The sequence below is a fragment of the Homoserinibacter sp. YIM 151385 genome, from assembly GCF_027912415.1.
Lineage (GTDB): Bacteria > Actinomycetota > Actinomycetes > Actinomycetales > Microbacteriaceae > Schumannella.
Genome location: NZ_CP115175.1, coordinates 2,547,730 through 2,573,429, shown reverse-complemented (window position 1 = coordinate 2,573,429; position 25,700 = coordinate 2,547,730). Strand labels below are relative to the sequence as shown.

At 73.7% G+C, this 25,700-nt stretch carries 26 protein-coding genes; 8 read left to right on the top strand and 18 right to left on the bottom strand.

Annotated features, from left to right (window positions below):
* The first annotated feature begins 2 nt into the window (after positions 1–2).
* From OF852_RS12520 to OF852_RS12510, 3 genes are read left to right on the top strand one after another with little or no spacing between them, the layout of a single operon-like run.
* Complete coding sequence (locus OF852_RS12520; protein ID WP_271119488.1) at positions 3–980, top strand: branched-chain amino acid ABC transporter permease; 978 nt, start codon at positions 3–5, stop codon at positions 978–980.
* On the top strand, positions 973–1,917 hold the full coding sequence (locus OF852_RS12515) for an ABC transporter ATP-binding protein (protein WP_271119487.1): 945 nt from the start codon (positions 973–975) through the stop codon (positions 1,915–1,917). The genes OF852_RS12520 and OF852_RS12515 overlap by 8 nt, the downstream gene beginning before the upstream one ends.
* Positions 1,918–1,976: 59 nt before the next feature.
* Entirely contained in the window at positions 1,977–2,714 is a 738-nt protein-coding gene (locus OF852_RS12510; RefSeq protein WP_271121177.1) for an ABC transporter ATP-binding protein, read from the top strand.
* Between the two features lie 293 nt (positions 2,715–3,007).
* Here OF852_RS12510 and OF852_RS12505 read toward each other — a convergent pair whose 3' ends face one another.
* The 4 genes from OF852_RS12505 to groES all read right to left on the bottom strand — a co-directional run bounded on the left by OF852_RS12505 (position 3,008) and on the right by groES (position 7,134).
* On the bottom strand, positions 3,008–4,276 hold the full coding sequence (locus OF852_RS12505; RefSeq protein WP_271119486.1) for an ABC transporter substrate-binding protein: 1,269 nt from the start codon (positions 4,274–4,276) through the stop codon (positions 3,008–3,010).
* 183 nt (positions 4,277–4,459) lie between these two features.
* Complete coding sequence (locus OF852_RS12500) at positions 4,460–5,749, bottom strand: ABC transporter substrate-binding protein (protein ID WP_271119485.1); 1,290 nt, start codon at positions 5,747–5,749, stop codon at positions 4,460–4,462.
* A gap of 26 nt (positions 5,750–5,775) precedes the next feature.
* Positions 5,776–6,732 carry an EamA family transporter RarD gene (rarD, locus tag OF852_RS12495; RefSeq protein WP_442908629.1) on the bottom strand — a complete coding sequence of 319 codons (957 nt, stop codon included), beginning with the start codon at positions 6,730–6,732 and terminating at the stop codon, positions 5,776–5,778.
* Between the two features lie 105 nt (positions 6,733–6,837).
* Entirely contained in the window at positions 6,838–7,134 is a 297-nt protein-coding gene (groES, locus tag OF852_RS12490; protein WP_271119484.1) for a co-chaperone GroES, read from the bottom strand.
* 155 nt (positions 7,135–7,289) lie between these two features.
* On the opposite strand from groES, the gene OF852_RS12485 reads away from it, so the two are divergent.
* Positions 7,290–8,465 (top strand): class I SAM-dependent methyltransferase, encoded by a 1,176-nt coding sequence (locus tag OF852_RS12485; protein WP_271119483.1) that lies wholly within the window; start codon positions 7,290–7,292, stop codon positions 8,463–8,465.
* A 98-nt stretch (positions 8,466–8,563) separates the two neighbouring features.
* Here the strand turns inward: OF852_RS12485 and OF852_RS12480 are convergent, their stop codons facing one another.
* The 9 genes from OF852_RS12480 to glmS all read right to left on the bottom strand — a co-directional run bounded on the left by OF852_RS12480 (position 8,564) and on the right by glmS (position 15,894).
* A complete protein-coding gene (locus tag OF852_RS12480) occupies positions 8,564–9,196 on the bottom strand; it encodes a DUF4190 domain-containing protein (protein ID WP_271119482.1) in 633 nt (210 codons plus the stop codon).
* A gap of 106 nt (positions 9,197–9,302) precedes the next feature.
* Positions 9,303–9,611: a DUF4190 domain-containing protein gene (locus OF852_RS12475; protein WP_271119481.1), complete on the bottom strand. Its 309-nt coding sequence runs from the start codon at positions 9,609–9,611 to the stop codon at positions 9,303–9,305.
* Between the two features lie 132 nt (positions 9,612–9,743).
* Positions 9,744–10,814 carry a tRNA (adenosine(37)-N6)-threonylcarbamoyltransferase complex transferase subunit TsaD gene (tsaD, locus tag OF852_RS12470; RefSeq protein ID WP_271119480.1) on the bottom strand — a complete coding sequence of 357 codons (1,071 nt, stop codon included), beginning with the start codon at positions 10,812–10,814 and terminating at the stop codon, positions 9,744–9,746.
* A complete protein-coding gene (gene rimI / locus OF852_RS12465; protein ID WP_271119479.1) occupies positions 10,811–11,296 on the bottom strand; it encodes a ribosomal protein S18-alanine N-acetyltransferase in 486 nt (161 codons plus the stop codon). Before rimI ends, tsaD begins: the two co-directional genes overlap by 4 nt.
* On the bottom strand, positions 11,293–11,904 hold the full coding sequence (tsaB, locus tag OF852_RS12460; RefSeq protein ID WP_271119478.1) for a tRNA (adenosine(37)-N6)-threonylcarbamoyltransferase complex dimerization subunit type 1 TsaB: 612 nt from the start codon (positions 11,902–11,904) through the stop codon (positions 11,293–11,295). The genes rimI and tsaB overlap by 4 nt, the downstream gene beginning before the upstream one ends.
* An 85-nt stretch (positions 11,905–11,989) precedes the next feature.
* Entirely contained in the window at positions 11,990–12,433 is a 444-nt protein-coding gene (tsaE, locus tag OF852_RS12455) for a tRNA (adenosine(37)-N6)-threonylcarbamoyltransferase complex ATPase subunit type 1 TsaE (protein ID WP_271121175.1), read from the bottom strand.
* Between the two features lie 50 nt (positions 12,434–12,483).
* Positions 12,484–13,650 (bottom strand): alanine racemase, encoded by a 1,167-nt coding sequence (gene alr / locus OF852_RS12450; protein ID WP_271119477.1) that lies wholly within the window; start codon positions 13,648–13,650, stop codon positions 12,484–12,486.
* Positions 13,647–14,039: a holo-ACP synthase gene (locus OF852_RS12445; protein WP_271119476.1), complete on the bottom strand. Its 393-nt coding sequence runs from the start codon at positions 14,037–14,039 to the stop codon at positions 13,647–13,649. Before OF852_RS12445 ends, alr begins: the two co-directional genes overlap by 4 nt.
* Before the next feature lie 4 nt (positions 14,040–14,043).
* The gene (gene glmS, locus OF852_RS12440) at positions 14,044–15,894 is read right to left on the bottom strand and encodes a glutamine--fructose-6-phosphate transaminase (isomerizing) (RefSeq protein ID WP_271119475.1); all 1,851 of its coding nucleotides are present in this window, start codon (positions 15,892–15,894) and stop codon (positions 14,044–14,046) included.
* Positions 15,895–15,942: 48 nt separating this feature from the next.
* Here glmS and coaA point away from each other — a divergent pair, with 48 nt between their 5' ends.
* Positions 15,943–16,884, top strand: a complete 942-nt coding sequence (gene coaA / locus OF852_RS12435) for a type I pantothenate kinase (protein WP_271119474.1) — start codon at positions 15,943–15,945, stop codon at positions 16,882–16,884.
* Positions 16,885–17,043: 159 nt separating this feature from the next.
* On the opposite strand, the gene glmM is transcribed toward coaA, so the two are convergent.
* From glmM to truA, 4 genes are all read right to left on the bottom strand, one after another.
* Positions 17,044–18,408, bottom strand: a complete 1,365-nt coding sequence (glmM, locus tag OF852_RS12430) for a phosphoglucosamine mutase (protein ID WP_271119473.1) — start codon at positions 18,406–18,408, stop codon at positions 17,044–17,046.
* Positions 18,409–18,425: 17 nt separating this feature from the next.
* The gene (gene rpsI / locus OF852_RS12425) at positions 18,426–18,920 is read right to left on the bottom strand and encodes a 30S ribosomal protein S9 (protein WP_271119472.1); all 495 of its coding nucleotides are present in this window, start codon (positions 18,918–18,920) and stop codon (positions 18,426–18,428) included.
* Positions 18,921–18,948: 28 nt separating this feature from the next.
* The gene (gene rplM, locus OF852_RS12420) at positions 18,949–19,395 is read right to left on the bottom strand and encodes a 50S ribosomal protein L13 (RefSeq protein WP_271119471.1); all 447 of its coding nucleotides are present in this window, start codon (positions 19,393–19,395) and stop codon (positions 18,949–18,951) included.
* A 151-nt stretch (positions 19,396–19,546) separates the two neighbouring features.
* Positions 19,547–20,425 (bottom strand): tRNA pseudouridine(38-40) synthase TruA, encoded by an 879-nt coding sequence (gene truA / locus OF852_RS12415; protein WP_271121174.1) that lies wholly within the window; start codon positions 20,423–20,425, stop codon positions 19,547–19,549.
* Positions 20,426–20,540: 115 nt separating this feature from the next.
* On the opposite strand from truA, the gene OF852_RS12410 reads away from it, so the two are divergent.
* From OF852_RS12410 to OF852_RS12400, 3 genes are all read left to right on the top strand, one after another.
* Complete coding sequence (locus tag OF852_RS12410) at positions 20,541–22,409, top strand: acyltransferase family protein (RefSeq protein WP_271119470.1); 1,869 nt, start codon at positions 20,541–20,543, stop codon at positions 22,407–22,409.
* 149 nt (positions 22,410–22,558) lie between these two features.
* A complete protein-coding gene (locus OF852_RS12405) occupies positions 22,559–22,915 on the top strand; it encodes a DUF485 domain-containing protein (RefSeq protein ID WP_271119469.1) in 357 nt (118 codons plus the stop codon).
* Positions 22,912–24,564, top strand: coding sequence for a solute symporter family protein (locus OF852_RS12400; protein WP_271119468.1), 1,653 nt, complete (start codon positions 22,912–22,914; stop codon positions 24,562–24,564). Before OF852_RS12405 ends, OF852_RS12400 begins: the two co-directional genes overlap by 4 nt.
* A 64-nt stretch (positions 24,565–24,628) precedes the next feature.
* On the opposite strand, the gene OF852_RS12395 is transcribed toward OF852_RS12400, so the two are convergent.
* A complete protein-coding gene (locus OF852_RS12395; RefSeq protein WP_271119467.1) occupies positions 24,629–25,651 on the bottom strand; it encodes a GNAT family N-acetyltransferase in 1,023 nt (340 codons plus the stop codon).
* Positions 25,652–25,700 lie beyond the last annotated feature (49 nt).

The following is a 25,700-nucleotide window of genomic DNA, read 5'->3' as shown; positions in this document are numbered from 1 at the left end:
ACATGGACTTCGGATCGATCCTCCTCAGCGCGGGAACCGCGCTCATCTCGCCCACCACGGCGGCGTACGCGCTCGCCGCGATCGGGCTCGGCGTGCACTTCGGGTACGCGGGGCTCCTCAACTTCGGCCAGGCCGGCTTCATGGCGGTCGGCGCCTACACCTTCGCGATCACGACGCTCACGCTCGGGTTCCCGTTCTGGCTCGCGATCCTCGCGACCATCGTGGCGGCCTCGGTCTTCGCGCTGATCCTCGGCATCCCGACGCTGCGGCTCCGGGCCGACTACCTCGCGATCGTGACGATCGCGGCCGCCGAGATCGTGCGCTTCATCGTCACGACCTCGACCGGCGGCCTCGACGACACGACGGGCGGCGCCTCGGGCCTCAACGGCTACAACGCCGAGTTCGCAGGCATGAACCCGCTGCCCGCCGGCACCTCGCTGCTGGGCCTCTCGGGCACGCCGCTCTGGGGCGCGATCTTCGGCTGGGCGCTCGTCATCATCGCCACGGTCCTCGTCTGGGCCCTCATGCGCAGCCCCTGGGGGCGCGTCGTGAAGGGCATCCGCGAGGACGAGGATGCGGTGCGCAGCCTCGGCAAGAACGTCTACTCGTACAAGATGCAGGCGCTCGTGCTCGGCGGCGTCATGGGTGCGATGGCCGGCGTGATCTTCATCCTGCCGCGCGCCGTCCAGCCCGGGAACTACGGCACGGCCCTGACCTTCTTCATCTGGACCGCGCTGCTCCTCGGCGGCGCCGCCACCGTCTTCGGGCCGATCGTCGGCGCGATGATCTTCTGGGGCGTCCTCACCCTGTCCGACGGCCTCCTCCGCGGCCTCGTCGCGGCGGACGTGCTCACGTTCATCTCGTCGACCCAGGTGGGGCAGATCCGCTTCATCATCGTCGGCATCGCGCTGATGCTCCTGGTCGTGTTCAGGCCGCAGGGCATCTTCGGCAACAAGAAGGAGCTGTCGTTCAATGTCTGATGCGACCAGCACGACGACCGCCGCGACGCACCCGCTCGTCAAGGGCGAGGTCCGGCCCGGCTGCGAGAAGGTCGACCCGATCGTCGTCGCCCACCACGTGACCCGCCAGTTCGGCGGCCTCACCGCGGTGGACGTGGATCACGTGGAGATCCCGCGCGGCGCCATCACGGCCCTCATCGGCCCGAACGGCGCCGGCAAGACGACCTTCTTCAACCTGCTGACCGGCTTCGACAAGCCGAACACCGGCTCGTGGAGCTTCGAGGGCCGCGACCTCGCCCGCGTCCCCGCCTTCAAGGTGGCGCGCTCGGGCATGGTCCGCACCTTCCAGCTGACGAAGTCCCTCGGCCGGCTCTCGGTGCTCCAGAACATGCTCCTCGGCGCCACGAAGCAGGGGGGCGAGAACCTCTTCAAGGCGCTCATCCCGGCGCTCTGGCGCGACAAGGAGGCGGAGATCACCGCGAAGGCGGACGAGCTGCTCGCCCGCTTCAAGCTCGACGCGAAGCGCGAGGACTACGCGGCCTCCCTCTCGGGCGGCCAGCGCAAGCTCCTCGAGATGGCGCGGGCGCTCATGAGCGATCCGGTGCTCGTGATGCTCGACGAGCCGATGGCGGGCGTCAACCCGGCGCTGACGCAGTCGCTCCTCGGGCACATCAAGGACCTCAAGGCGGAGGGCATGAGCGTGCTCTTCGTCGAGCACGACATGCACATGGTCCGCCACATCTCGGACTGGGTGATCGTCATGGCCGAGGGCCGGGTCGTCGCCGAGGGCCCGCCCGAGACCGTCATGGAGGACCAGGCGGTCATCGACGCGTACCTCGGCGCGCACCACGACACCGACCTCGGCGACATGACGAGCGCCGACCGCGCGGAGATCGCGAGCGAGGCCGAGCACGAGGCCGAGGCGGAGACCGCCGAGGCCGAGGAGGGGAAGAGCTGATGGCCGAATCCGTGACCACCGCGAGCACCGCGACGGACTCCCGCACCGACACCCCGGTGATGCGGACCGACGACCTCGTCGCCGGCTACCTCCCGGGCGTCAACATCCTCAACGGCTGCACGGTCGACGCCTACGACGGCGAGCTGATCGGCATCATCGGCCCGAACGGCGCCGGCAAGTCGACGCTCCTCAAGGCGATCTTCGGCCTCGTGAAGATCCGCGGCGGCAAGGTCCTGCTCAAGGGCGAGGACATCACCTCGCTCAAGGCGGACAAGCTCGTCACCAAGGGCGTCGGCATGGTGCCGCAGAACAACAACGTCTTCCCGAGCCTCTCCATCCAGGAGAACCTCGAGATGGGCATGTTCCAGCGCCCGAAGCTCTTCCAGGAGCGCTTCGAGTTCGTCTCGACCCTGTTCCCGGAGCTCGTGAAGCGCCGCAGCCAGCGCGCCGGCTCCCTCTCGGGCGGCGAGCGCCAGATGGTCGCCATGAGCCGCGCGCTCATGATGGACCCCTCGGTGCTGCTCCTCGACGAGCCGTCCGCAGGCCTCTCGCCGGTCCGCCAGGACGAGACCTTCCTGCGCGTCGCGGAGATCAACCGGGCGGGTGTGACGGTCATCATGGTCGAGCAGAACGCCCGCCGCTGCCTGCAGATCTGCCACCGGGCCTACGTGCTCGATCAGGGCAAGGACGCGTACACGGGCACGGGCCGCGAGCTGCTCAACGACCCGCGCGTGACCGAGCTCTACCTGGGCACGCTCGCGAAGGACGTCGACGCGGAGCGCGCCGCCAAGAAGTAGCGCGGACGCGATCGCGGAAGGGCGGGTGCCTCGGCACCCGCCCTTCCGCATGTCCGCACGCCGCACCGCCCCCTCCCGCGCTCCGCTTCCCCTTCCCGTCCCCGCGTGCCGAGACGTGAGTTGTCACATATCGCCCTTCAGGTGGCCTCTGGAGGGCGGAATCCGACAACTCGAGGCTCTCGAGGCTCTCGGGACGGGCGGGGGATGTGCGGGTGGAGTGGGGTGCACAGGGCCCGGGGACGCCGAAGGGCCCCGGCGCGCTGCGCCGGGGCCCTCGGGGTGTGCGAGGTCGATCAGCCCGCGAGGCTGCCGAACTCCGCGTTGAGGAGCGTGTACGTGTTGTCGGCACCGTACTGGTAGATGCCGATGTACGCCTCGGTCGGGTCGCCGTTCTCATCGAAGGTGATGGGTCCGGAGACGCCCTCGTAGTCGATGTCGGTCCCGGCCTCGATCAGCTCGAGGCAGTCGGCGAAGGTCGAGCACTTCTCGCCCTCCTTGGAGACCGACTCGAGGTTCTGCTTGATCGCCTCGGGGTCGTCGTTGCCGGCCTGGGCCGCCGCGAGGGCCGCGACGATGACCGCGTCATAGGACTCGGGAGCGTACGAGAAGTCGGACAGTCCGGAGTCGATCTCCTTCAGGCGCGCCTGGAAGTCGTCCTTCGCCGGGTTGCCGGGCAGCGTGCCCTTGGCGCCCTCGAGCGTGCCCTCCGGGAAGGAGTAGTCGTTCGAGAGGTTGCCGTCGACGAAGTAGACCTTCGAGCTGTCGAAGCCCTGCGTGTTGACGAGCTCGGGGACGATCGACGCCGTCTCCTCGAAGGCGATGACCGCGACCGCGTCGGCGCCCGCGCCGAGGATCTCGTCGACCTGCGTGGTGAACACGGTGTCGCCCGCGTTGTAGGAGACCTCGGAGGTGACGGTGCCGCCGGCCGACTCGATGGCCGCCTTCGCGTTGTCCTTGAGTCCCTCGCCGTAGGGGTCGTTGATGTAGATGATGCCGACGTTCTCGTTGCCGTCGCCGACCATGAGGTTGCCGAGCACGCGGCCCTGGAGCACGTCCGAGGGGGCGGTGCGCCAGTAGATGCCGTTGTCGTCGTAGTCCGTGAACTCCGGTGCCGTGTTGGCGGGGGAGATCTGGATGATGTTCGCGTCGACGAGCTGGTCGATGAAGGTCTTCGAGACGCCGGAGCTCGCGGCGCCGATGACGACGTCCACCTTCTCCTGGACGAGCTCGGAGGCCGAGGTCGTCGCGATGTCGGTGGTCGCGTCGCCCGAGTCGCGCTCGGTGAGCTTCGTCTCGAAGGGGAACGCGTCGCCGGCCTCCTCGATCTCCTGGACCGCGAGCTTGACGCCCGCGATCTCGGGCGGGCCGAGGAAGGCGAGGTTGCCGGTCTCCGGGAGGATCGTGCCGACCGAGAAGACGCCATCGCCCTCGGGGATCTCGGCGGACGGCTCCTCGGCCTCCGGGGTGCTGGCACACGAGGCCAGCAGCAGGGCGCCGGCGCCGAGTGCGAGGAACTTGGCCCCGGTCGAGAACCCGCGGGTCCCCTTCGAGAATGCGCTCATCATGCTCCTTGATGATCTGTGAGATGAGACAGGACACTGCGGGGCGATGCACCCCGACGTGTCCTGTCACGGTACGGAACCCCGTGCTCCGGCACAATACGGACGTGTTACGGGGGTGTAACGCGGCCCAATCGTTATATTCCGTGACCTTCATAGGGCGGCGGCGGGCCGGACGGCGCCCGCTCAGCCGGCGACCGCATCCCCGATCGGGCGCCAGGTGCCGTCCTCCCGATAGCGCACGAGCGTGAGGCGCGGGTCGAGCAGGATGCCGTCCGCCCCGGCCGCGAGCGAGCCGGCGAGCCCGTCGTAGTCGGGGTCGCTCCCGGCCGCGAGCACCCCGAGGCACTCGGCCGGGTCGCCGCAGCGGATGCCGCCCGCCGCGACCCCGGGCAGCGCCCCCGCGATCGACTCGCCGCCGTCGTCGCCGGCGACCGCCGCGGCGAGCCCGATGAGCACGGCCGCGTCGTAGGCCTCGGCGGCGTAGCGCGCGGAGGCGAGGTCGGCATCGACCTGACGGAGCCGGCGCTCGACGGCGCGCGGCAGGCGCACCCCGTCGAGGACCGCGCGGACGCCGGCCGCCTCGCCGTCCTCGAGCCGCCGCGAGAGGTCGCCCGCGTTCGTCGCGGTCAGCCAGAGGCGCTCGCCCGCGAGCCGCCGCGCGTGGAGCGCGCGCACGAGCGCCGCCGTGACCTCGCCGTCGCCGTCCTGCGTCGCCACCACGACCGCATCCGGCCGGAGGTCCGCGGCGCGACGCGCGACCGCCGCCGCACCCCGGCCGCGCTGCGGCGCGTCGAGCACCTCGACCCGCACCCCCGCCGCCTCGAGCGGCTGCCGCAGGGGCGCGAGGAGCGAGCGGCTCTCGGCGTCCTCCCCCGCGACCACCGCGACCGACTCCACGTCGCCCTCCGCGAGGAGCTGCGCGGCGAGCGCGGGCCCCTGCTGCGCGAGCGTCGCGACCGTGCGGTGCAGGATCCACCCCGTCGCCTCGTCGGGGGCGACCGGCAGCGTCGCCGAGGGGCTCACGAGCGGGATGCCGCGGGCGGCGGCGAGCGGGAGGGCGCGCTGCGCGACGCGCGAGGTCGCCGGCCCGACGATCGCGTCGACGCCCGCCTCGGCGAGCGCGTCGATCGCCTCCGCGAGGTCGTCCTCGCCGCCGTCGCCGGTGCTCCGCACGACGACCCGGGGCGCCTGGCCGCCGGCGCGGCCGAGGTCGCGGGCCGCGAGGCGGACGCCCGCCGCGATCGGCGCGGCGAGGAACTCGCGCGTGCCCGCGCGGGGCACGAGCACGCCGAGGCGGAGCTCGCCGTCGCCGGACGGCGCGGGGCCCGTCGAGGGCGCGGGCGACGGGGATGCGCGCGAGGGGGAGCCCGCCGGTGCCGGGGCGCCCGTGCACCCCGCGAGGAGGGCGAGGACCGCGAGCGAGGCGACCGCCGCGCCGGGGCGCCACCGCATCCCGTGCCGGCCGCCGCTCATGTCGGCACCCTATCGGCGGCCGCGCCTCAGACGCGCTCGAGCGAGGCCCGGCGCGGTCCGCGGCCGGCGACGATCATGTCGATCGTGAGGATCGCGAGCGCGATCCAGACGAGCCCGAAGCCGATCCAGCGCTCGAGCGGCATCGGCTCGTGCATGATGACCACGCCGACGAGCAGCTGCAGCACGGGCGCGAAGTACTGGGTGAGCCCGAGCACGGTGAGCGAGAGGCGCCGCGCGCCGGCCGCGAAGAAGAGGAGCGGCACGGCGGTGACGGCACCCGCGGCGAGCAGGAGGAGGGTGTGCCCCGCGCCCTCGCTCGCGATCGTGAGGCCGACCACGCCGTTCACGACGAACAGCTGCACGACCGCCACCGGCACGAGCCACATGGTCTCGAGCGTGAGGCCGCTCACCGCATCCACCCGGCCCCCGACGCGCTTCTTGATGAAGCCGTACACGCCGAAGGAGCCGGCCAGGGCGAGCGAGATCCACGGGAACTGCCCGTAGCCGATCGCGATGACGAGCACGGCGGCGAAGGAGACGCCCACCGCGACCCACTGCCAGCGCCGCAGCCGCTCGCGGAGCACGATGACGCCGAGCAGGACCGTCACGATCGGGTTGATGAAGTAGCCGAGCGAGGCCTCGACGATGTGGCCCGTCGTCGAGGCGAGGACATAGACCTGCCAGTTGACGTAGATGAGCGCGCCGGCGCCCGCGAGCGTGAGCATGACGCGCCGGTCGCGGGCGAGCGCCATGAGCGGACGCCACGCGCGCGTCGCCGTGATGAGCAGCGCGCAGAAGACGAGCGAGAAGAGGATGCGCCAGCCGACGATCTCGAAGGCGCTCGCCACCGAGAGGAGGACGAAGTAGACCGGCAGGAATCCCCAGAGGACGTAGGCGCCGATCGCGAACAGGAGGCCGGCGCCGGATCCGGCTCCCGCCTCCGCGGGCTGAGCGGGGGCTCCGGGAGCGGGCGGCGGGGTCACCGACTCAGGCTAGTGGCCGCCCCCGACCGGCACCGGACGGCGGAGACGCGGAACGGCCCCGTGGCAGGACCACGGGGCCGTTCGGCAGGACTTCGAGGATGCGGGCTAGCGCTCCACGACCGCGAGCACGTCGCGGGCCGAGAGGACGAGGAGGTCCTCGCCGCCGACCTTGACCTCGGTGCCGCCGTACTTCGAGTAGATGACCTTGTCGCCCACGGCCACGTCCACCGGGACGCGGTTGCCGTTGTCGTCGACGCGGCCGGGGCCGACGGCCACGACCTCGCCCTCCTGGGGCTTCTCCTTGGCGGTGTCGGGGATGACCAGGCCCGACGCGGTGACCTGCTCCGCCTCGACCTGGCGGATGACGATGCGATCCTCGAGCGGCTTGATGGAAACCGACACGGCTGACCTCTGCTTTCGCTTGCTCAAACTCTGGGGCTGGCACCCGCTGCTTGCGAGTGCCAGACAACTCTAGCGGGCAACTGGCAGTCTCTCAACGCGAGTGCCAGGACGGGATGCCGGATCCGGGCCGCGCGACCCGGTGGGAGGATGGGGCGATGGATACCGCCGAGCTGCGCGCGCTCCTCTCGCCCGAGGGGCTCCGCCTCCTCGACGAGGTCGGCGGCATCGGCGCGCAGGCCGACGTCGTGCGCGCCGTCTCCAGGCTGCGCAAGGCCGGCCACCCGCCGGAGCTCGTCGCCGCCGTCCTCACGCAGGCGCGCCTCCGCGAGAAGGCGCGCGCGAAGTTCGGCGACTTCGCCGGGCGGATGCTGTTCACCCCCGCCGGGCTCGAGCAGGCGACGCGGCTGCGGGTCGCCTCCCTCCACGCGGGGCGCTACCAGCGGGCGGGGATCGGGCACGTCCACGACCTCGGCTGCGGGATCGGCGGCGACGCGCTCGCGCTGGCCGCCCTCGGCATCCGCGTGACCGCCGTCGAGCGCGACGAGGCGACCGCCGCGGTCGCCGCCTACAATCTCGCCCCGTTCCCCGGCGCCGAGGTCGTGGGCGCCGACGCGGAGGACATCGGCCTCGAGGATGCGGAGGGGCTCTGGCTGGACCCGGCGCGCCGCGAGGGCGCCCGCCGCCTCGCCGATCCCGCGGACTGGTCCCCCTCGCTCGACGTCGCCTTCGATCTCGCGACCCGCATCCCGACCGGCATCAAGCTCGGACCCGGCCTCGACCGCGACCTCATCCCCGAGGGCCTCGAGGCGCAGTGGGTCTCGATCGACCGCGAGGTCGTCGAGCTCGCGCTCTGGTCGGGTCCGCTCGCGCGACCCGGGGTGGGCCGCGCCGCGCTCGTGCTCCGCGAGGGCGCCGCCCACGAGATGACGGCGCCCGCCGACCGCGAGGACGCCCCGGTCGGCCCGCTCGGCGCGTGGCTGTACGAGCCCGACGGCGCGGTGATCCGCGCCCGGCTCATCGGCGACCTCGCCCGCGCGGTCGAGGGGCGGATGCTCGACCCGCAGATCGCCTGGATCACGGCCGACGAGCCGATCGACACCCCCTTCGCGCAGCGCTTCCGCGTGCTCGAGGAGCTGCCGCTCGATCCCCGCGTCCTCAAGCGCGAGCTCGCGGCGCGCGGCATCGGCACGATCGAGATCAAGACGCGCGGCGTCGACCTCGACCCCGCCGAGCTGCGCCGGCGGCTCGCGCCGAAGGGCGCGGGCCGCGCGACGCTCGTGCTCACGCGGCGCGGGGCGGCGCGGATCGCGATCCTCGCCGAGCGGGCCTAGGCGTCCTCCCGTTCTGCAGGAGTTCCGGACGCCGGGGCCGTCGATCGGCGCGTGAAGGCCGGATCTCCCGCAGAACGGAGCGCTCGCGGCGGCGGTGGCTACGGGCCGTAGGTGCCCGAGCCGGCGGCGGCGCCCGCGCCGATCAGGACGAGGATCGGCAGCAGGATGCCCACCACGAACACGAAGAGCCAGAGGGCGATGCCCGCGTAGCCGGTGATGAGCCCGGTGATCGCGAAGCCGCGGCCGGCCGGCTCGCGCTTGAGACCCATGTGGCCGAGGATGACGCCCGCGATCGAGCCGATGAACGGCAGGATGATGAGGCCCGCGATGCCCGCGGCCATGGCGATGATGCTGAGCGTCTTCGGCGGCGCCGGTGCGTAGCTCTGCTGGTAGGCGGGCGCCGCGTAGCCGGGCTGCGCGGGCTGGCCGTAGACGGCCTGCTGCGCGGGCTGGCCGTAGCCGGGCTGCTGACCGTAGCCGGGCTGCTGACCGTATGCGGGCTGCGCCGGCTGGCCGTAGCCGGGCTGTGCCGGCTGACCGTAGGGGTCGACCTCGGGGCGGCTCGCGTCCGGGGCGGGAGGCGTGACCGGCGCCGCGGGGGCGGCCGGGGCCTCGGGAGCGGACGGGGCGCCCGCGGCGCGCGTCGTCGTCTCCTCGTCGATGGCGGACGTCGCGGCGTCGTCGGACCGCTCGCCGTCCTTGGGGGCGTCGGGAATCGGGGGGATGCTCACCTGAGGAGGCTACCGCGTCCAGGCCCTTGCCCGACAGGGGGCGGACACGCGGGAGGGGGCCGCCGGCGCGATGCCGACGGCCCCCTCCGCACGCGTGCTCAGCGGATCAGTAGCCGCTGGGGTAGGTCGCCGCGGCGCCGGCGAGCGCGATGCTCGCGATGATCGCGATGATGCCGCCGACGATGCCGATGTAGCCGAGGATGAGGCCCGCGAGCGCGAGGCCGCGGCCGCCCTCGCCCGTGCGCTTGATCTGGCCGAGCGCGATGTGACCGCAGATCACGGCGCCGAGCGAGACGACGAACGCGAGCACGAGCGACACGATCGCGAGGACGTTCGTCTTCTGCGCGACGGGGGCGCCGGCGGCGTAGGGGGTCGGCTCGGGCTGGGCCGCACCGTACGGGGTGGGGTCGGTCATGGAGGGGCTCCTTGAGAGATGAGGGATGCGCGTGATGCGCGTGAACAGTGTGTCAGCGCCGCAGAAGGGGTGTCAACGTGGAGGACTCCCCATGACCCCGCGGCACCGGTGCCGATCGGATGCCCGTCCCGCTCAGGAGCGGATGGCGGTGACCGGCAGCGTGGAGTCCGCGCCGAAGTCGAGCGTCGACGGGGCGTGGCCGCCCATCACGAGCCGGGCGCCGAGCGCCGCGATCATCGCGCCGTTGTCGGTGCAGAGGCTGAGCGGCGGGATCCGCAGCTCGATGCCGGCCGCATCCGCCCGCTCCCGGGCGAGCTCGCGCAGGCGCGCGTTCGCGACGACGCCGCCGCCGAGGAGCAGCCGCGGCACCCCGAGCTCGCGGCAGGCGTCGATCGCCTTCGCGGTGAGCACATCGGCGACCGCCTCGCGGAAGCCGGCCGCGACATCCGCCGTCGGCACCTCCTCGCCGCGGTCGCGGGCGCCCTCCACCCAGCGCGCGACCGCCGTCTTGAGGCCCGAGAAGGAGAAGTCCCAGCGGTGGCGCTCGCGGTCCTTGGGGGCCGTCAGCCCGCGCGGGAAGCGGATCGCGGCCGGGTCGCCGCCGATCGCCGCGCGATCGATCTGCGGACCGCCCGGGTACGGCAGGCCGAGCAGCCGCGCGACCTTGTCGAAGGCCTCCCCCGCGGCGTCGTCGATCGTCTCCCCCAGCAGCTCGACGTCCCGCTCGAGATCGCGGACCAGGAGCAGCGAGGTGTGCCCGCCGCTCACGAGCAGCGCGACCGTCGGCGTCTCGAGCGGGCCCGACGCCCCGTCGCCGGTCGCGAGGAGGTCGGCGCCGACATGGCCGACGAGGTGGTTGACGGCGTAGAGCGGCTTCTCGAGGCCGATCGCGAGCGCCTTCGCCGCGCCGACCCCGACCATGAGCGCGCCCGCGAGGCCGGGGCCGTTCGTCACCGCGATCGCGTCGAGCTCGGCGAGCGACACCCGGGCCTCCGCGAGCGCCTGCTCGATCGCGGGCGCCATCGCCTCGAGGTGGGCGCGCGCCGCGACCTCGGGGACGACGCCGCCGTAGCGGGCCTGCTCCTCCATCGAGGAGGCGATCACGTTCGCGAGCAGGCGGTCGCCGCGCACGATCCCGACGCCCGTCTCGTCGCAGCTCGTCTCGATCCCGAGGACGAGCGGCGCGGATGCGGCGGCGCTCACGAGGGCCGCCCCGTCGCCGGGAGGGTGCGCGGCGCCGGCACCTCGAGCCGCATAATGAGCGCGTCGACGACGCCCCGGTAGTAGCGGGGGCGGACGGCGATCTGCTCGAAGCCGAGCCGCTCGTAGAGGGCCTGCGCGCCCGGGTTGTCGGCACGGACCTCGAGGAACACCTCGAGCGCACGCCGCTCGCGCGCCTCGCCGATGAGCGCGAGCATGAGCGCACGGCCGAGCCCGCCGCGCCGGGCCTCGGGCACGACCGCGATCGTCTGCACGTCGGCCTGGCCCGAGCCGCGGGGGGCGAGGAGGCCCGCGTAGCCGATCACGGCATCCCCCTCGACCGCGACGAGGTACCAGCCGTGCTCGCCGGCGAGCTCGCGCTCCATCGAGTCGCGCGACCAGGCGTCGTCGGGGAAGGTCGCCTCCTCGATCGCCATGATCGCGTCGAGGTCGTCCGTGCCCGCCCGACGGAGGTGCGGCGTCATGCCGTGACCCGCTTCGGCTGGAGCTGCGGGGTCGCGTCCGGCGGGCGGAGGTAGAGCGGCTCGCCCTGGGCGAGCGCGAGGCCGGGCGCCTCGCCCCGCTCGAGGCGGAGCGCGAGCCGCCCGAGCGCACCCGCGTCGACGAGCGCGGCGTCGATGCGCTCGAGCTCGGCGTACCCGGGCACGACCGTCTCGAGCGCGTCCGGCGTCGCGAGCTCGGGGCCGTGCGTGCGCCGGCCGCCCTCGTAGCGCGACCAGGCCACCTCGCGGCGGCGGGCATCCGTCACGACGAGCGCCGGGCCGGATGCGTCGAGCGCGACCGCGTCGTGGCTCACCACGGGGAGGACGCGGGCGCCGACCGCGAGGGCGAGGACCCGTCCCGCGGCGATGCCGACGCGGAGGCCCGTGAAGGGGCCGGGGCCCATGCCGACCGCGACGGCGTCGAGGTCGCGGGCGCGGATCCCGGCCTCGGCGAGGGCCGCCTCGATCGCGCGGCCGATGAGCTCGGCGTGGCCGCGGGTGCCGGGGTCGCCGGCCCTGGCGAGGACGACGCCCTCCCGATCGACGACGGCGACGCTCGTCCCCGTGGAGGAGTCGATCGCGAGCAGCACCCCCCGAGCCTACGCCGCCTCCCGCGAGGTGGGTTTCTCCGCGTCCGCCGCGCGGATCCGCGCGGCGGACGCGGAGAAACCCACCTCAGGCGGTCAGCGCGGCGACGAGCCCCGCCCAGCGGGCGCCGTGGCCCTCGACGACGACGCGGCGCGGCTCGTCCTCCGCCTCCGGGTCGCCGCCCGTCGGCCGCTCGATCGCGACCGCGATCCACGCCTCGGCGACGCCGTCGACCTTGCCGGCACCCCACTCGACGACCGTGATGCTGCCGTCCCAGTCGATGTCGAGGTCGTCGAGCTCGCGCGCGCTCGCGAGGCGGTACGCGTCGATGTGCACGAGCGGCGCCCCGCCGGACTCGCGCGGGTGCGTGCGCGCGAGCACGAAGGTCGGGCTCGTGACCGCGCCGCGGACGCCCAGCGCCGCCCCGAGCCCGCGGGTCAGCGTCGTCTTCCCGGCCCCGAGCTCGCCGTCGAGCAGCACGAGGTCGCCCGCGCGCAGCAGCCCCGCGAGTCGCGCGCCGAGCCGCTCCATGGCGGCCGCATCCGGCACCGTGAGCTCCAGCCGCCCCGCGGGCTCGGGGCTCACGCCTCCGCCTCGGCCGCGCCCTCGGGGCCACCGACGTGCACGCGCTCGACGCGCCCGCCGACGCGCGTCACGAGCTCGTAGTCGATCGTGCCGACCGCATCCGCCCACGCCTCGACGGACGGGGCGCCCGCCGCGGGGTCGCCCCACAGCACGGCGCGGTCGCCGACCTCGACGGGGGCGTCGCCGATGTCGACGACGAGCTGGTCCATCGCGACCCGGCCCGCGATCGTGAAGCGCTCGCCGCGGATCACGACGATGCCGCGATCGGAGGCGGCGCGCGGGATGCCGTCGCCGTAGCCGAGCGGGAGGAGCGCGAGCCCGGTCTCGCGCGGCGCCCGCCAGGTGAGGCCGTAGGAGACGCCGTGGCCGGCGGGCACGCGCCGCACCGCGACGACCTCGGCGCTGAGCTCCATGACGGGCTCCAGGCCGAGAGGTGCGACGTCGACGCGCGGGTCCGGCGAGAGGCCGTAGCTCGCGATGCCGAGGCGGACGAGGTCGAGCCTCGTCTCGGGGAGGGCGAGCGCCCCCGCGGAGGCGGCGAGATGCCGCAGCTCGGGCTCGACGCCCTCGCCGCGGGCGAGCTCGACGAGGCGCTCGAAGGCGGCGAGCTGCCCGAGGTCCTCCTCGCGGTCGGTGTTGGAGAGGTGGCTGAAGAGCCCCACGACGCGGACCCGCCCGGCGTGCTCGAGCTCGGCGGCGCGCCGGAACACGGCCTCCACGTCCCGCGGCGGGATGCCGTTGCGGCCGAGCCCGGTGTCGAGCTTGAGGTGCACGCGCACCGGCCCGTCGGCCCCGCCGGCGTCCCCCGCGTCGGCGGCGCGCTCCAGCTGCAGCAGCGAGCTCAGCCCCAGGTCGATGCCGGCGGCCGCCCCCGCGCGGAAGTCGGCCCCCGTCCCGTGCAGCCAGGCGAGCAGCGGCGCGCGCACCCCGCCGCGGCGCAGCGCGAGCGCCTCCTCGAGGTCGGCGGTGCCGAGCCAGTCGGCGCCGGCCGCCTCGGCGGCGAGCGCCGCGGGGAGCGCGCCGTGCCCGTAGGCCTGCGCCTTCACGACGACCATGACCTTCGCGGGCGCGACCGCCTCCCGCAGCCGCACGACGTTGCGGCCGAGCGCGTCGAGGTCGATGCGCGCCTCGCGGGTGCGGCGCCCGTCCGCGGCCCGGGTCACGAGCCCGCCCCGGGGCCGCGCTCGGGCGCCGTCTCCGGCGCCGTCTCGGCGACGACCATCGCGATCGCGACGCCGGCATCGTGCGACATCGTGAGGTGGATGCGGGCGGCGCCCCGGCGCTCGGCGATCGCCTTCGCGGCCCCCGAGAGCCGGAAGGACGGGTCGCCGTCGGCGTCGGCCGTGACCACCATGTCGTGCCAGCGGATGCCGGTGGTGTCGCCGAGCGCCTTCATGAGCGCCTCCTTCGCGGCGAAGCGGCCCGCGAGCGAGCGGAGGGGCCGATCGCGTTCGCTCTCGGCGAACAGGCGCTCGCGGAGGGCCGGGGTGCGGCCGACCGCGCGCTCGAAGCGCGCCAGGTCGACGACATCCACCCCGATCCCGACGATCACGGCACTACTCGACCGTGACGGACTTCGCGAGATTGCGCGGCTGGTCGACGTCGAGGCCCTTCGCCGCGGCGAGCTCCATCCCGAAGATGTGCAGGGGCACGACCGCGAGCAGCGGCTCGACGAGCGGCGCCGCGAGCGGGATGCGGATGACCTCGTCCGCGAAGGGGACGACCGCGACATCCCCGAGCTCCGCGATCGCGATGACACGGGCGCCGCGGGCGCGGATCTCCTGGATGTTCGAGACCACCTTCGGGTGCAGCGAGGAGGGCTCGCGCGGGCTCGGCACGACCACGAAGACGACCTGGCCGGGCTCGATGAGCGCGATCGGCCCGTGCTTGAGCTCGCCCGCCGCGAAGCCCTCCGCGTGGATGTAGGCGAGCTCCTTGAGCTTGAGCGCGCCCTCGAGCGCGATCGGGTAGCCGACGTGCCGGCCGAGGAAGAGCACCGACTGGGTGTCGCCCATCCAGCCCGCGAGCTCCGCGATGCGCGCCGAGCTCGACTCGACGACCGCGGCCAGCTTCTCCGGCAGCGCCTGCAGCTCCTCCAGCCGCTCGGCCGCCTGCTCCTCGGTCGAGACGCCGCGCACCTCCGCGAGATGGAGCGCGAGCAGGTAGAGCGCCGTCGCCTGCGCGACGAACGCCTTCGTCGACGCGACCGCGACCTCGGGTCCCGCGTGGGTGTAGAGGACGGCGTCGGACTCGCGCGGGATCGTCGCGCCCTGCGCGTTGCAGATCGAGAGCGTGCGCGCGCCCGCCTCGCGGGCGTACTTGACCGCCATGAGCGTGTCCATGGTCTCGCCCGACTGGCTGACGCTCACGACGAGGGTGCGGGAGGTGAGCACCGGGTCGCGGTAGCGGAACTCGTGCGAGAGCTCCACGTCCACGGGCACCCGCGCCCAGGCCTCGATCGCGTACTTGCCGAGCATGCCCGCATAGGAGGCCGTGCCGCAGGCGATCACGATGATGCGGTCGATGTCGGCGAGCGCGCCCGCGAGCGGCTCGAGCTCCGGCAGGACGACCGCGCCGTCGACGATGCGGCCGCGCAGCGTGTTCGCGACGGCGTCCGGCTCCTCCGAGATCTCCTTCTTCATGAACGACGGCCAGCCGCCCTTCTCGGCCGCCGAGGCATCCCAGGCGACCTCGAACTCCTTCGCCTCGACGGGCGCGCCGGCGAAGTCGGTGACCTCGACGGAGTCGGGGCGGATCGCGACGAGCTGGTCCTGGCCGATCTCCATGGCGCGGCGGGTGTGCTCGACGAAGGCCGCGACATCCGAGCCGAGGAAGTTCTCGCCGTCGCCGAGCCCGATCACGAGCGGGGAGTTGCGGCGCGCGCCGACCACGACGCCCGGCTCGTCGCGGTGCATGACGAGCAGGGTGAAGGCGCCGTCGAGGCGGTTCACGACCGAGCGCAGGGCCGCCTGGAGGTCGCCCGTCTCCCGGTAGGCGCGGCCGACGAGCAGCGCCGCGACCTCGGTGTCGGTCTCGGACTCGAAGGCCTCGCCCGCATCCAGGAGCTCCTGCTTGAGCTCCGCGAAGTTCTCGATGATGCCGTTGTGGATGAGCGCGAGCCGGCCCCCGTCGCCGAGGTGCGGGTGCGCGTTGCCGTCGGTGGGGCCGCCGTGGGTCGCCCAGCGGGTGTGGCCGATGCCGGTGCGGCCGTCGGCGATCGGCGCCTCCTGCAGGTCGTCCGTCAGGACGCTCAGCTTGCCCGCGCGCTTGCGCGTGGCGAGCTCGCCGGACTCGTCGAGGATCGCGACCCCGGCCGAGTCGTAGCCCCGGTACTCGAGGCGCTTGAGGCCGCCGAGGAGGACGTCGATGCTGCTGCCCGGGCCCACGTAGCCCACGATTCCGCACATTCCGCCGATTCTAGCGGCGGCGCCTGCGAGGACTACGCTTGAGCACCGATGAGCGACAGCGGCGGGACGCCCTCCCCCTTCCTCGACCTGCCCCGCCGGGACTGGGCCGAGCTCGCCCCCAACACGCCGAATCCCCTCACCGAGTTCGAGATCGCGCAGCTCCGCGGCCTCGGCGACAGCCTCGACCTCAGCGAGGTGGGCGAGGTGTACGTGCCGCTCAGCCGGCTCATCAACCTCTACGCCGCGAACGCGAAGGCGCTCCACGCGGCGACCCGCGGCTTCCTGGGCCAGGGCGGCGGCGCCCCGACGCCCTTCGTGATCGGGATCGCGGGCTCCGTCGCGGTCGGCAAGTCCACCATCGCGCGACTGCTCCGCGAGCTCCTCGCCCGCTGGGACGACACGCCCCGCGTCGAGCTCATCACGACCGACGGCTTCCTCCACCCGAACGCCGAGCTCGAGCGGCGCGGCATCCTCACCCGCAAGGGCTTCCCCGAGAGCTACGACCGGCGGGCGCTGCTCCGCTTCGTCAGCCGCGTCAAGGGCGGCGCGGCCGAGGTGCGCGCGCCCTTCTACTCGCACCTGCGCTACGACATCGTGCCGGACGCCGAGATCGTCGTGAACCGGCCCGACATCCTCATCGTCGAGGGCCTCAACGTGCTCCAGCCGCCGGCGCCCGGCCGCCGTCTCGCCGTGAGCGACCTCTTCGACTTCACGATCTACGTCGACGCCCGCACCGCTGACATCGAGCGCTGGTACGTCGACCGCTTCCTGCGCCTCCAGCGCGGCGCCTTCGCCGACCCGGGCTCGTACTTCCACCGCTACGCCTCGCTCTCGGAGGAGCAGGCGGTCAGCCGCGCGCGCGAGATCTGGCGCACCATCAACGAGCCGAACCTCGTCCAGAACGTGCTGCCGACGCGGCCGCGCGCGGACCTCGTGCTCCGGAAGGGCGCGGACCACCAGGTCGCCGCGGTGCAGCTCCGCAAGATCTAGCGGCACTCGGCCGCGACGTGTCGACGTGTCGACGTGTCGATCCGCGGCACCCGAGGTGCGGGTTTCTCCGCATTCGCGGCGCGGATCCGCGCGGCGGATGCGGAGAAACGCCCTTCGGGACGGGCGGGCGGGGCGGGGCGGGCGGACGGGCGGCGCGGCTCAGACCGCGAGGTTGGCGCGCACCGCGTCCGCGATGTCGGCCGCGAGCCGGTCGGCCGTCGCCTGCGAGGTCGCCTCGACCATGACCCGCACGAGCGGCTCCGTGCCCGAGGGACGCAGCAGCACACGGCCGCCGTCGCCGAGCTCGGCCTCCGCCGCCTCGACCGCCCGGCGCACGCCCGCATCCTCGCCGAGCAGAGCGCGGTCGACGCCGGAGACGTTCACGAGCACCTGCGGCAGCACCGTCATGACGCCCGCGAGCTCCGCGAGCGAGCGACCCGTGCGCACCATCTCGGCGACGATCTGGAGACCCGTCAGGATGCCGTCGCCCGTCGTCGCGTGACGGCGGAACACGATGTGGCCCGACTGCTCGCCGCCGAGCGCGAGGTCGTGCTCGGCGAGCGCCTCGAGCACGTAGCGGTCGCCGACCGCCGTCTCGAGCACGCGGATGCCCCGCTCCTGCATCGCGATGCGGAGCCCGAGGTTCGACATGACGGTCGCCACGAGCGTGTCGCCGGTGAGCTCGCCGCGCGACTGCATCGCGACCGCGAGGACCGCCATGAGCTGGTCGCCGTCGACGACCCGGCCCTCGGCATCCACCGCGAGGCAGCGGTCCGCGTCGCCGTCGTGCGCGATGCCGAGATCGGCGCCGACCTCGAGGACCTTCGCCTGCAGCTGCTCGAGATGGGTCGAGCCGATGCCGTCGTTGATGTTGACGCCGTCCGGGTCCGCGCCGATGACCGTCACGGTCGCGCCGGCATCGGTGAAGACCTGCGGCGAGACGCCGGCGGCGGCGCCGTGCGCGCAGTCGAGGACGACGTGGATGCCGTCCAGCGACACGTCCAGCGTCGAGAGCAGGTGGAGGAGGTAGCGGTCCTCGGCGTCGGAGAAGCGGCGGATGCGGCCGACGCCCGCGCCCGTGGGGAGGAGATGCGGGAGGCCGAGGGCCGCCTCGATCCGGTCCTCGACCTCGTCGGGGAGCTTCACGCCGCCGAGGGCGAAGAACTTGATGCCGTTGTCGGGCATCGGGTTGTGGGAGGCCGAGACCATGACCCCGAAATCGGCGCCCGTGTCGCCCACGAGGTAGGCGGCCGCCGGCGTCGGCACGACGCCCGCATCGAGCACGTCGATGCCGGAGCTCGCGAGGCCGGCGGCGACCGCGGCCGAGATGAACTCGCCGCTGACGCGGGGGTCGCGCGCGAGGACGGCACGCGGACGACGACCGCGGGCGCGGTTCTCGTCGGCGTGCCGACCCTGCGTGAGCACGACCGCCGCCGCCTGGGCGAGGCCCAGGGCGAGGTCCGCGGTGATGATCTCGCCGTTGGCGAGCCCGCGGACCCCGTCCGTGCCGAAGAGGCGAGGCATCCCGGTGCCCGTCGCGACTAGCGCTTCGAGAACTGCGAGGCCTTGCGCGCCTTCTTGAGACCGGCCTTCTTGCGCTCGATGACGCGCGCGTCGCGCGTGAGGAAGCCGGCCTTCTTGAGGGCGGGGCGGTTGTTCTCGCGGTCGATCTCGTTGAGCGCGCGCGCGATCGCGAGGCGCAGGGCGCCCGCCTGGCCCGAGGGGCCGCCGCCCGTGATGCGGGCCGTCACGTCGTAGCTGCCGAGGAGCTCGAGGACCTTGAACGGGTCGTTGATGAGCTGCTGGTGGAGCTTGTTCGGGAAGTAGTCCTCGAGCGCACGGCCGTTGACCGCGTAGCCGCCGTTGCCGGGGACGAGGCGCACGCGCGCGATCGCCTCCTTGCGACGGCCGACGGCCGCGCCGGACACGTTGAGGACGGGGCGCGGCGTGGAGGCCGCTGCGGTCTCACCCGCGGGGGTCTCGGTCGAGTAGTTCCCGAGAACCTCGCCGGAGATGGAGTCTTCGATCTTCGCCATCAGTCGATTCCTTCGATCGGGGCGGGCGCTACTGCGCGACCTGGGTCAGGGTGTAGGACGTGGGCTGCTGGGCCGCGTGGGGGTGCTCGGCACCCGCGTAGACCTTCAGCTTCTTGATCTGGGCACGGCCCAGCGAGTTCTTCGGGAGCATGCCGCGGATGGCCTTCTCGACCGCGCGCGCCGGGTGCTTCTCGAGGAGCTCCGTGTACGAGGTCGCGGTGAGGCCGCCCGGGTAGCCCGAGTGGCGGTAGGCCATCTTCTTCTCGAGCTTGGCGCCGGTGAGGGCGACCTTCTCGGCGTTGACGATGATCACGAAGTCGCCCATGTCCATGTGGGGGGCGAAGGTGGGCTTGTGCTTGCCCCGCAGGAGGGCCGCAGCGTGGCTGGCGAGTCGGCCGAGCACGACATCCGTCGCGTCGATGACGACCCAGTTCCGCTGGACATCCGCCGGCTTGGGGCTGAAGGTGCGCGTCACAGGAGCAACCGCTTTCTTGGTCGAGTTGGTCGTGAATCCCGCTCCGATGTGCGTTCGACGCCGATGGCGTGGAACCCGACGGTGGAGGGCTTCGACATCATCTGCGCGGTGCAGACAACCTGCCCAGAGTAGTCGCTGATCGAGCGGCCCGTCAAACCGGGCGCAGGGGGTCCTCGCGCCGGGCGCGGGTCTGCGCCGCGCGGTCCGCGAGCTCCGCGTCATCCGGGTAGCCGACCTCGGTGAGCACCAGCCCCTTCGCGGGCACGACCTTGAAGGCGGAGCTGCGCTCGCGCGCATCCCTGAGCACGACGAGCTCGGCCGGATCCAGCCGCCCCTCCCCCACCGCGACCGAGGCGCCCACGAGCGCCCGCACCATGCTGTGGCAGAAGGCGTCGGCCTGGAGGTGCGCGACCAGGACGCCCTCCGCATCGCGCCGCCACGCGAAGTCCTGCAGGGTGCGGATCGTCGTCGCGCCCTCGCGCGGCTTGCAGTAGGAGGCGAAGTCGTGGAGGCCCGTGAGCGAGGCGGCCGCGATCCGCATCGCCTCGAGGTCGAGCTCGGCGGGGATGCGGAGGGTCGCGTTCCGGCGCAGCGGGTCCTGCACCGCGAGCCGGTCGGCGATGCGGTACTCGTAGCGGCGCCAGATCGCCGAGAAGCGCGCGTCGAAGCCGGGCGGCGCGATCCGCGCCGAGCGCACGAGCACATCCGCATCGAGCCCCTGGATGCCGTTGAGGCGCCGCGCGATCGCCGCGACCCCGAGCGGCCCGCGCGGGTCCTCGCCGCCGCGGTGCGGCCGCTCGAGCGAGGCGAGCTGCGCGGCCGTGAGATCGAGGTGGGCGACCTGCCCGCTCGCGTGGACGCCCGCATCCGTCCGCCCCGCGACCGTGAGCAGCGGGGTCGGCGCGTGCCGGCGGAAGATCGTCGCGAGCCCCGTCTCGAGCTCGCCCTGCACGGTCCGCAGCCCCGGCTGCCGGCTCCAGCCGGAGAAGGCGGTGCCGTCGTAGGCGACGTCGAGGCGGATGCGGGTCAGCGGCCCGAGCGGCGACGCCGCCTCCGACTCGCCCGAGGCCTCCCGGCCGGCCCCCTGCGCATCCACGACGCCGAGTCTAGGGCGACGGCGGCGCCGCGTATCCTCGTTCACGCCCATGACCCCGAGCGACGACCACCCGAGCCCCGGCCCGCCGCCGCGCTTCCGCATCCGCGGACTCGACGGCCTCCGCGCGCTCGCGGTCGCGCTCGTCGTCGTCGCCCACCTCTTCGACGGCGCGATGCCGGGCGGCTTCCTCGGCGTCGACGTGTTCTTCGTCATCAGCGGCGCGCTCATCACGACCCTGCTGCTGCGCGAGCGGGCCGAGCACGGCCGCATCCGGCTGGGGGCCTTCTGGCGCCGCCGCGCCCGTCGCCTCCTGCCGGCGCTCGCCCTCGTCGTGCTCGGCGCCTGCGCCGCCGCCTGGGCCCTCGGCGGCGACGTGCTCGTCGGGCTGTGGAGGCAGGTCGCGGGGGCGGCGAGCTTCAGCCTCAACTGGCTGCTCGTCGCCGAGGGCGGCGACTACTTCGACGACACGGCGCCCGAGCTGCTCCGCAACCTCTGGTCGCTCGCGGTCGAGGAGCAGTTCTACCTGCTCTGGCCGCTCGCGGTGCTGCTCATCGTGCGCCTGTCGCGCGCGGTCCGGATCGCGCTCGTCGCCGCGCTGCTCGCCGCCTCCTCGACCGCCGCCTGGCTCCTCGCCGACACGGGGGCGCGCGTGTACTACGGCACCGACACGCACGCCGGCGGCCTCCTCGCGGGGGCGCTCGTCGCCCTCCTCGCCGAGCGGATGCCGGAGACGCAGCTGGGTCTCTCCCGCTGGCAGCGGCGCACCGCGCCCTGGCTCGGGCTGCTCGCGGTCGCGGGCGTCGTCGCGCTCGCGGTCGTGCTCCCGGACGACGAGGCGGCCGCGGCGCGGGGCGGCATCCTCGCGGCGGTCGTGCTCTCCGCGCTCGCGGTGTGGGCGCTCATGCTGCCCGGCTCCATGCTCGGCACGCTGCTCGAGCGGCGGCCGCTGCGCTGGGTGGGCGAGCGGAGCTACGGCCTCTACCTCTGGCACTGGCCCGCCGTCGTGCTGCTCGCGCAGGCGGTGCCCGACTGGGGTCCCGGCGGCGACTGGCCGTGGCTGCGCGGCGTCGCGGCGCTCGCCATCACGGTGCTCGCGGCGGCGCTGTCGTACCGGCTCGCCGAGATGCCGGTGCGCCGACTCGGCTTCCGCGGGGCGCTCCGCGCGATGGGCGGCCGGATGCGGGGGTCGCGTCGCGCGCTCGCCGCCGGCATCGCGGTCATCGCCCTGCTCGCGGGCGCGGGCACCGCGAGCGGGCTCGCCCTCGCCGCCGACCCCGGCGTCGGCGAGACGCAGGCGCAGATCGAGGCCGGCGAGTCGGCGATCCGCGACGGCGACGCGAGCCCGGCGCCCGGGCCCGAGGCGCCCGACGCCGACCGGGTGGAGCCGTACCGCGGCGAGCAGATCGTGGCGATCGGCGACTCCGTCACGGTCGCGGCGGCCGACGAGCTGCAGCGGCGCCTCCCCGGCATCCTCGTCGAGGCCGCCGTGTCGCGGCAGATGCGCGAGGCCCCGGACCTCGTGCGGGCGCTGCGGGACGCGGGCCGGCTGCGCGAGGTCCTCGTCCTCGCGCTCGGCACGAACGGCTCCATCGGCGCCGACACCCTGGAGCGCGTCCGCGAGCTCATCGGCCCCGAGCGGGTGCTCGTCGTCGTGAACGTGCAGGCACCCCGCGGCTGGACGGAGGGCGTCAACCGCACGCTCGAGTCCTTCGCGGCGCGCTACCGCAACGTCGAGCTCGCGAACTGGCACTCGAGCGCGCAGCGCATCCTCGGCGAGCTCAACAGCGACCGCATCCACTTCGGCCCGGCGGGGGCGCGGGCGTGGACGAAGACCGTCCGGCAGGCGCTGCTCCGGCTCGCCGCCCTCCCGCCGCTGCGCGACGAGCGGGACGACGCGGGCACGCCGATCCCGCGCTGAGTCCCGTGTGCGACGCACGACACTCGTCGCGCACGCGTCTCGACATGTCGCGATCGCCCCCGTTAGGGTGACACCTGGATCGAGGCGACGACGCCGACATGCTCCCTGCGGTCGGCCGGATCGCGCCGCGATCGTGACGAGGAGGTCACATGTCCGGCACATCCCCGGCTCCCGGCGCGGACGGCGCCGAGCGCGGCCCCGTCGACTTCGAGGCGGTCGCCGCCTCCGAGCGGTTCCAGCGCCTCCGCCGGACCCACCGCCGCTTCGTGTTCCCGCTCGCGGTGCTGTTCCTCGTCTGGTACTTCGTCTACGTGCTGCTCGCGGCCTACGCGCACGACCTCATGTCGACGCCGGTGATCGGCGACGTCAACCTCGGCCTCCTGCTCGGGCTCGGCCAGTTCGTCACCACCTTCGCCATCACGATGGGCTACGTCGCCTTCGCGAACCGCAAGCTCGACCCGCTCGCGACCGAGATCCGCACCGAGCTCGAGGAGGTCTCGAGGTGACCGCCGTGCTGCCCCTCGCCACCGCGCCCGCGCAGGCCGAGAACAACCCCGTCCTCAACATCTCGATCTTCCTCGCCTTCGTGATCGTGACGCTCGTCATCGTCTTCCGGGCGAGCCGCAACAACCGCTCCGCCGCCGACTACTACGCCGCCGGGCGCTCCTTCACCGGCCCGCAGAACGGCGTCGCGATCTCGGGCGACTATCTCTCGGCCGCATCCTTCCTCGGCATCTGCGGCGCGATCGCCGTCAACGGATATGACGGCTTCCTCTACTCGATCGGCTTCCTCGTCGCCTGGCTCGTCGCGCTCCTGCTCGTCGCCGAGCTCATGCGCAACACCGGCAAGTTCACGATGGCCGACGTGCTCTCGTTCCGCCTCAAGCAGGGCCCGGTGCGCACCGCGGCGGCCGTCACGACGCTCGTCGTCTGCTTCTTCTACCTGCTCGCGCAGATGGCGGGCGCCGGCGGCCTCGTCGCGCTGCTCCTCGGCATCACCGACAAGACCCTCGTCGGCGTCGTGATCGCGGTCGTGGGCGTGCTCATGATCCTCTACGTCCTCATCGGCGGGATGAAGGGCACGACCTGGGTGCAGATCGTCAAGGCGGTGCTGCTCGTCGGCGGCGCCGGCATCATGTCGATCTGGGTGCTCGCGGTCAACGGCTTCGACTTCTCGGCGCTGCTCGAGAAGGCGGTCACGGTCTACGGCGGCAGCGAGCAGGCGGCGGCGGTCGGGGCGACCGGCACCTCGATCCTGGAGCCCGGCCTGCAGTACGGTGCGAACCCGCTCGACTTCGTCTCGCTCGCCCTCGCCCTCGTGCTCGGCACCGCCGGCCTCCCCCACGTGCTGATGCGCTTCTACACGGTGCCGACGGCGAAGGAGGCCCGGCGCAGCGTCGTCTGGGCGATCTGGATCATCGGCGTCTTCTACCTCTTCACGCTCGTGCTCGGCTACGGCGCCGCGGCGCTCGTCGGCCCCGATGCGATCCTCGCGGCGCCCGGCGGCGTGAACTCGGCGGCGCCCCTGCTCGCGCTGCAGCTCGGCGGCCCGGTGCTGCTCGGCATCATCTCGGCGGTCGCGTTCGCGACGATCCTCGCGGTCGTCGCCGGCCTCACGATCACCGCGGCGACGAGCTTCGCCCACGACATCTACGCGAACGTGCTCAAGAAGGGCGATGGATCCGGCTCCGGCTCCGTCGACGAGGTCAAGATCGCGCGCCGGACGGTCGTCGTGATCGGCATCGTCGCGATCCTCGGCGGCATCCTCGCGCAGGGCCAGAACGTGGCGTTCCTCGTCGCGCTCGCCTTCGCGGTCGCCGCGAGCGCGAACCTGCCGACGATCCTCTTCTCGCTGTTCTGGAAGCGCTTCACGACGCGCGGCGCGGTGTGGAGCATGGTCGCGGGGCTCAGCTCGGCGATCGTGCTCATCATCTTCTCGCCCGCCGTCTCCGGCGGGGCGACGCCGATGATCCAGGGCGTCGACTTCCACTGGTTCCCGCTCTCGAACCCGGGCATCGTGTCGATCCCGATCGGATTCCTCGCGGGCATCGTCGGGACGCTCGCCTCGAAGCCGACCGAGTCGGCGAAGCTGCGGGCCGAGATGGAGGTCCGGTCGATGACCGGGCACGGCGCCGAGAAGGCCGCCGAGCACTGAGACAGGGTGCCCGCATCCGCCTGGGATGCGGGCACTCCTCCACCCCGACGGTCGAGCGGCGCGCCTAGAACTCGATCGTGAGCGACGCGCTCCGCTGCGCCTCGGTGAAGCCCAGGGCCGCGTAGAGGCCGGTCGCGCCCGTCGGCGACTCGCTGTCGACGTCGAGCACCGCCCGCTCGAGTCCCGCGTCCCGGCTCGCGCGCAGCACCTCGGCGAGCAGCGCGGGCGCCACGCCGCGCCGCCGGTGCTCGCGGACCGTGCCGACGAGCCCGATGTACGCACCCGAGAACCCCTGCGCCGGGGTGTCCTCGGGGTTGTGCTCGACGAGCACGAAGCCCGCGACGCTCCCGTCGGGCGCGAGCGCCACCCTGGACAGGTCCGGCCGCTGCACCTCGCGGCGCATCGCGGAGGCCCACACCTCGGGGGCGCTCGGCTGACTCGACCAGTGGTCCCGGAAGGCGTCGTTGCGCGCGAGCCGCGTGGCCTCGTGCAGCTCTGAGGAGAGCGGCACGATCTGGTACCCCGCGAGCTCCCGCGCCGCGATCGGCTCGGCCAGGTCCCGGTGGAGATCCTGGAACCAGCGGGCGATGCGGAAGCCGCCGTGCTCGAGGAGCCTGACCTGCGGCCCCTCGACGTCGTAGGCCCAGGTCTGGAACCAGCCGGGCACCCGGTCGTCGAGCGCGCGCAGCTGCTCCGCGCCCCGGGCGAGCTGCCAGTCGAGGATGCGGCGGCCGATCCCCCGGCCGCGGTCGTCCGGGCGGACGCCGCCGAGGAGGATCGACTTCTGGATCGTCTCCTGGCCCGGATACCGGAGCGCCAGCCCGTAGCCGAGGACGCGCCCGGTGCCGTCGTGGGCGACGAGGCTGTCGCGGTCGAGATCGGCGAAGTCGGCGCGCAGGTCCTCCTCGACCTCCTCGCGCGGGATCGTGAAGTGCGGGTGCTCGGCCCGGCCGACGTCGGCGATCGCGTCGTGCAGCGCATCGACGTCGTCCAGCGCCGCCGGGCGCCAGTGCACGCCGTCGGGACCGGCGGGGATGCCGGGCACCCCGAGCGCGGGGACCCGGTCGGAGAGGGGCGGGAGCGTCATCCCTCCACCGTAGCCCCGGCCGGAGATGCCGCGAGGGCCCCGACCGGAC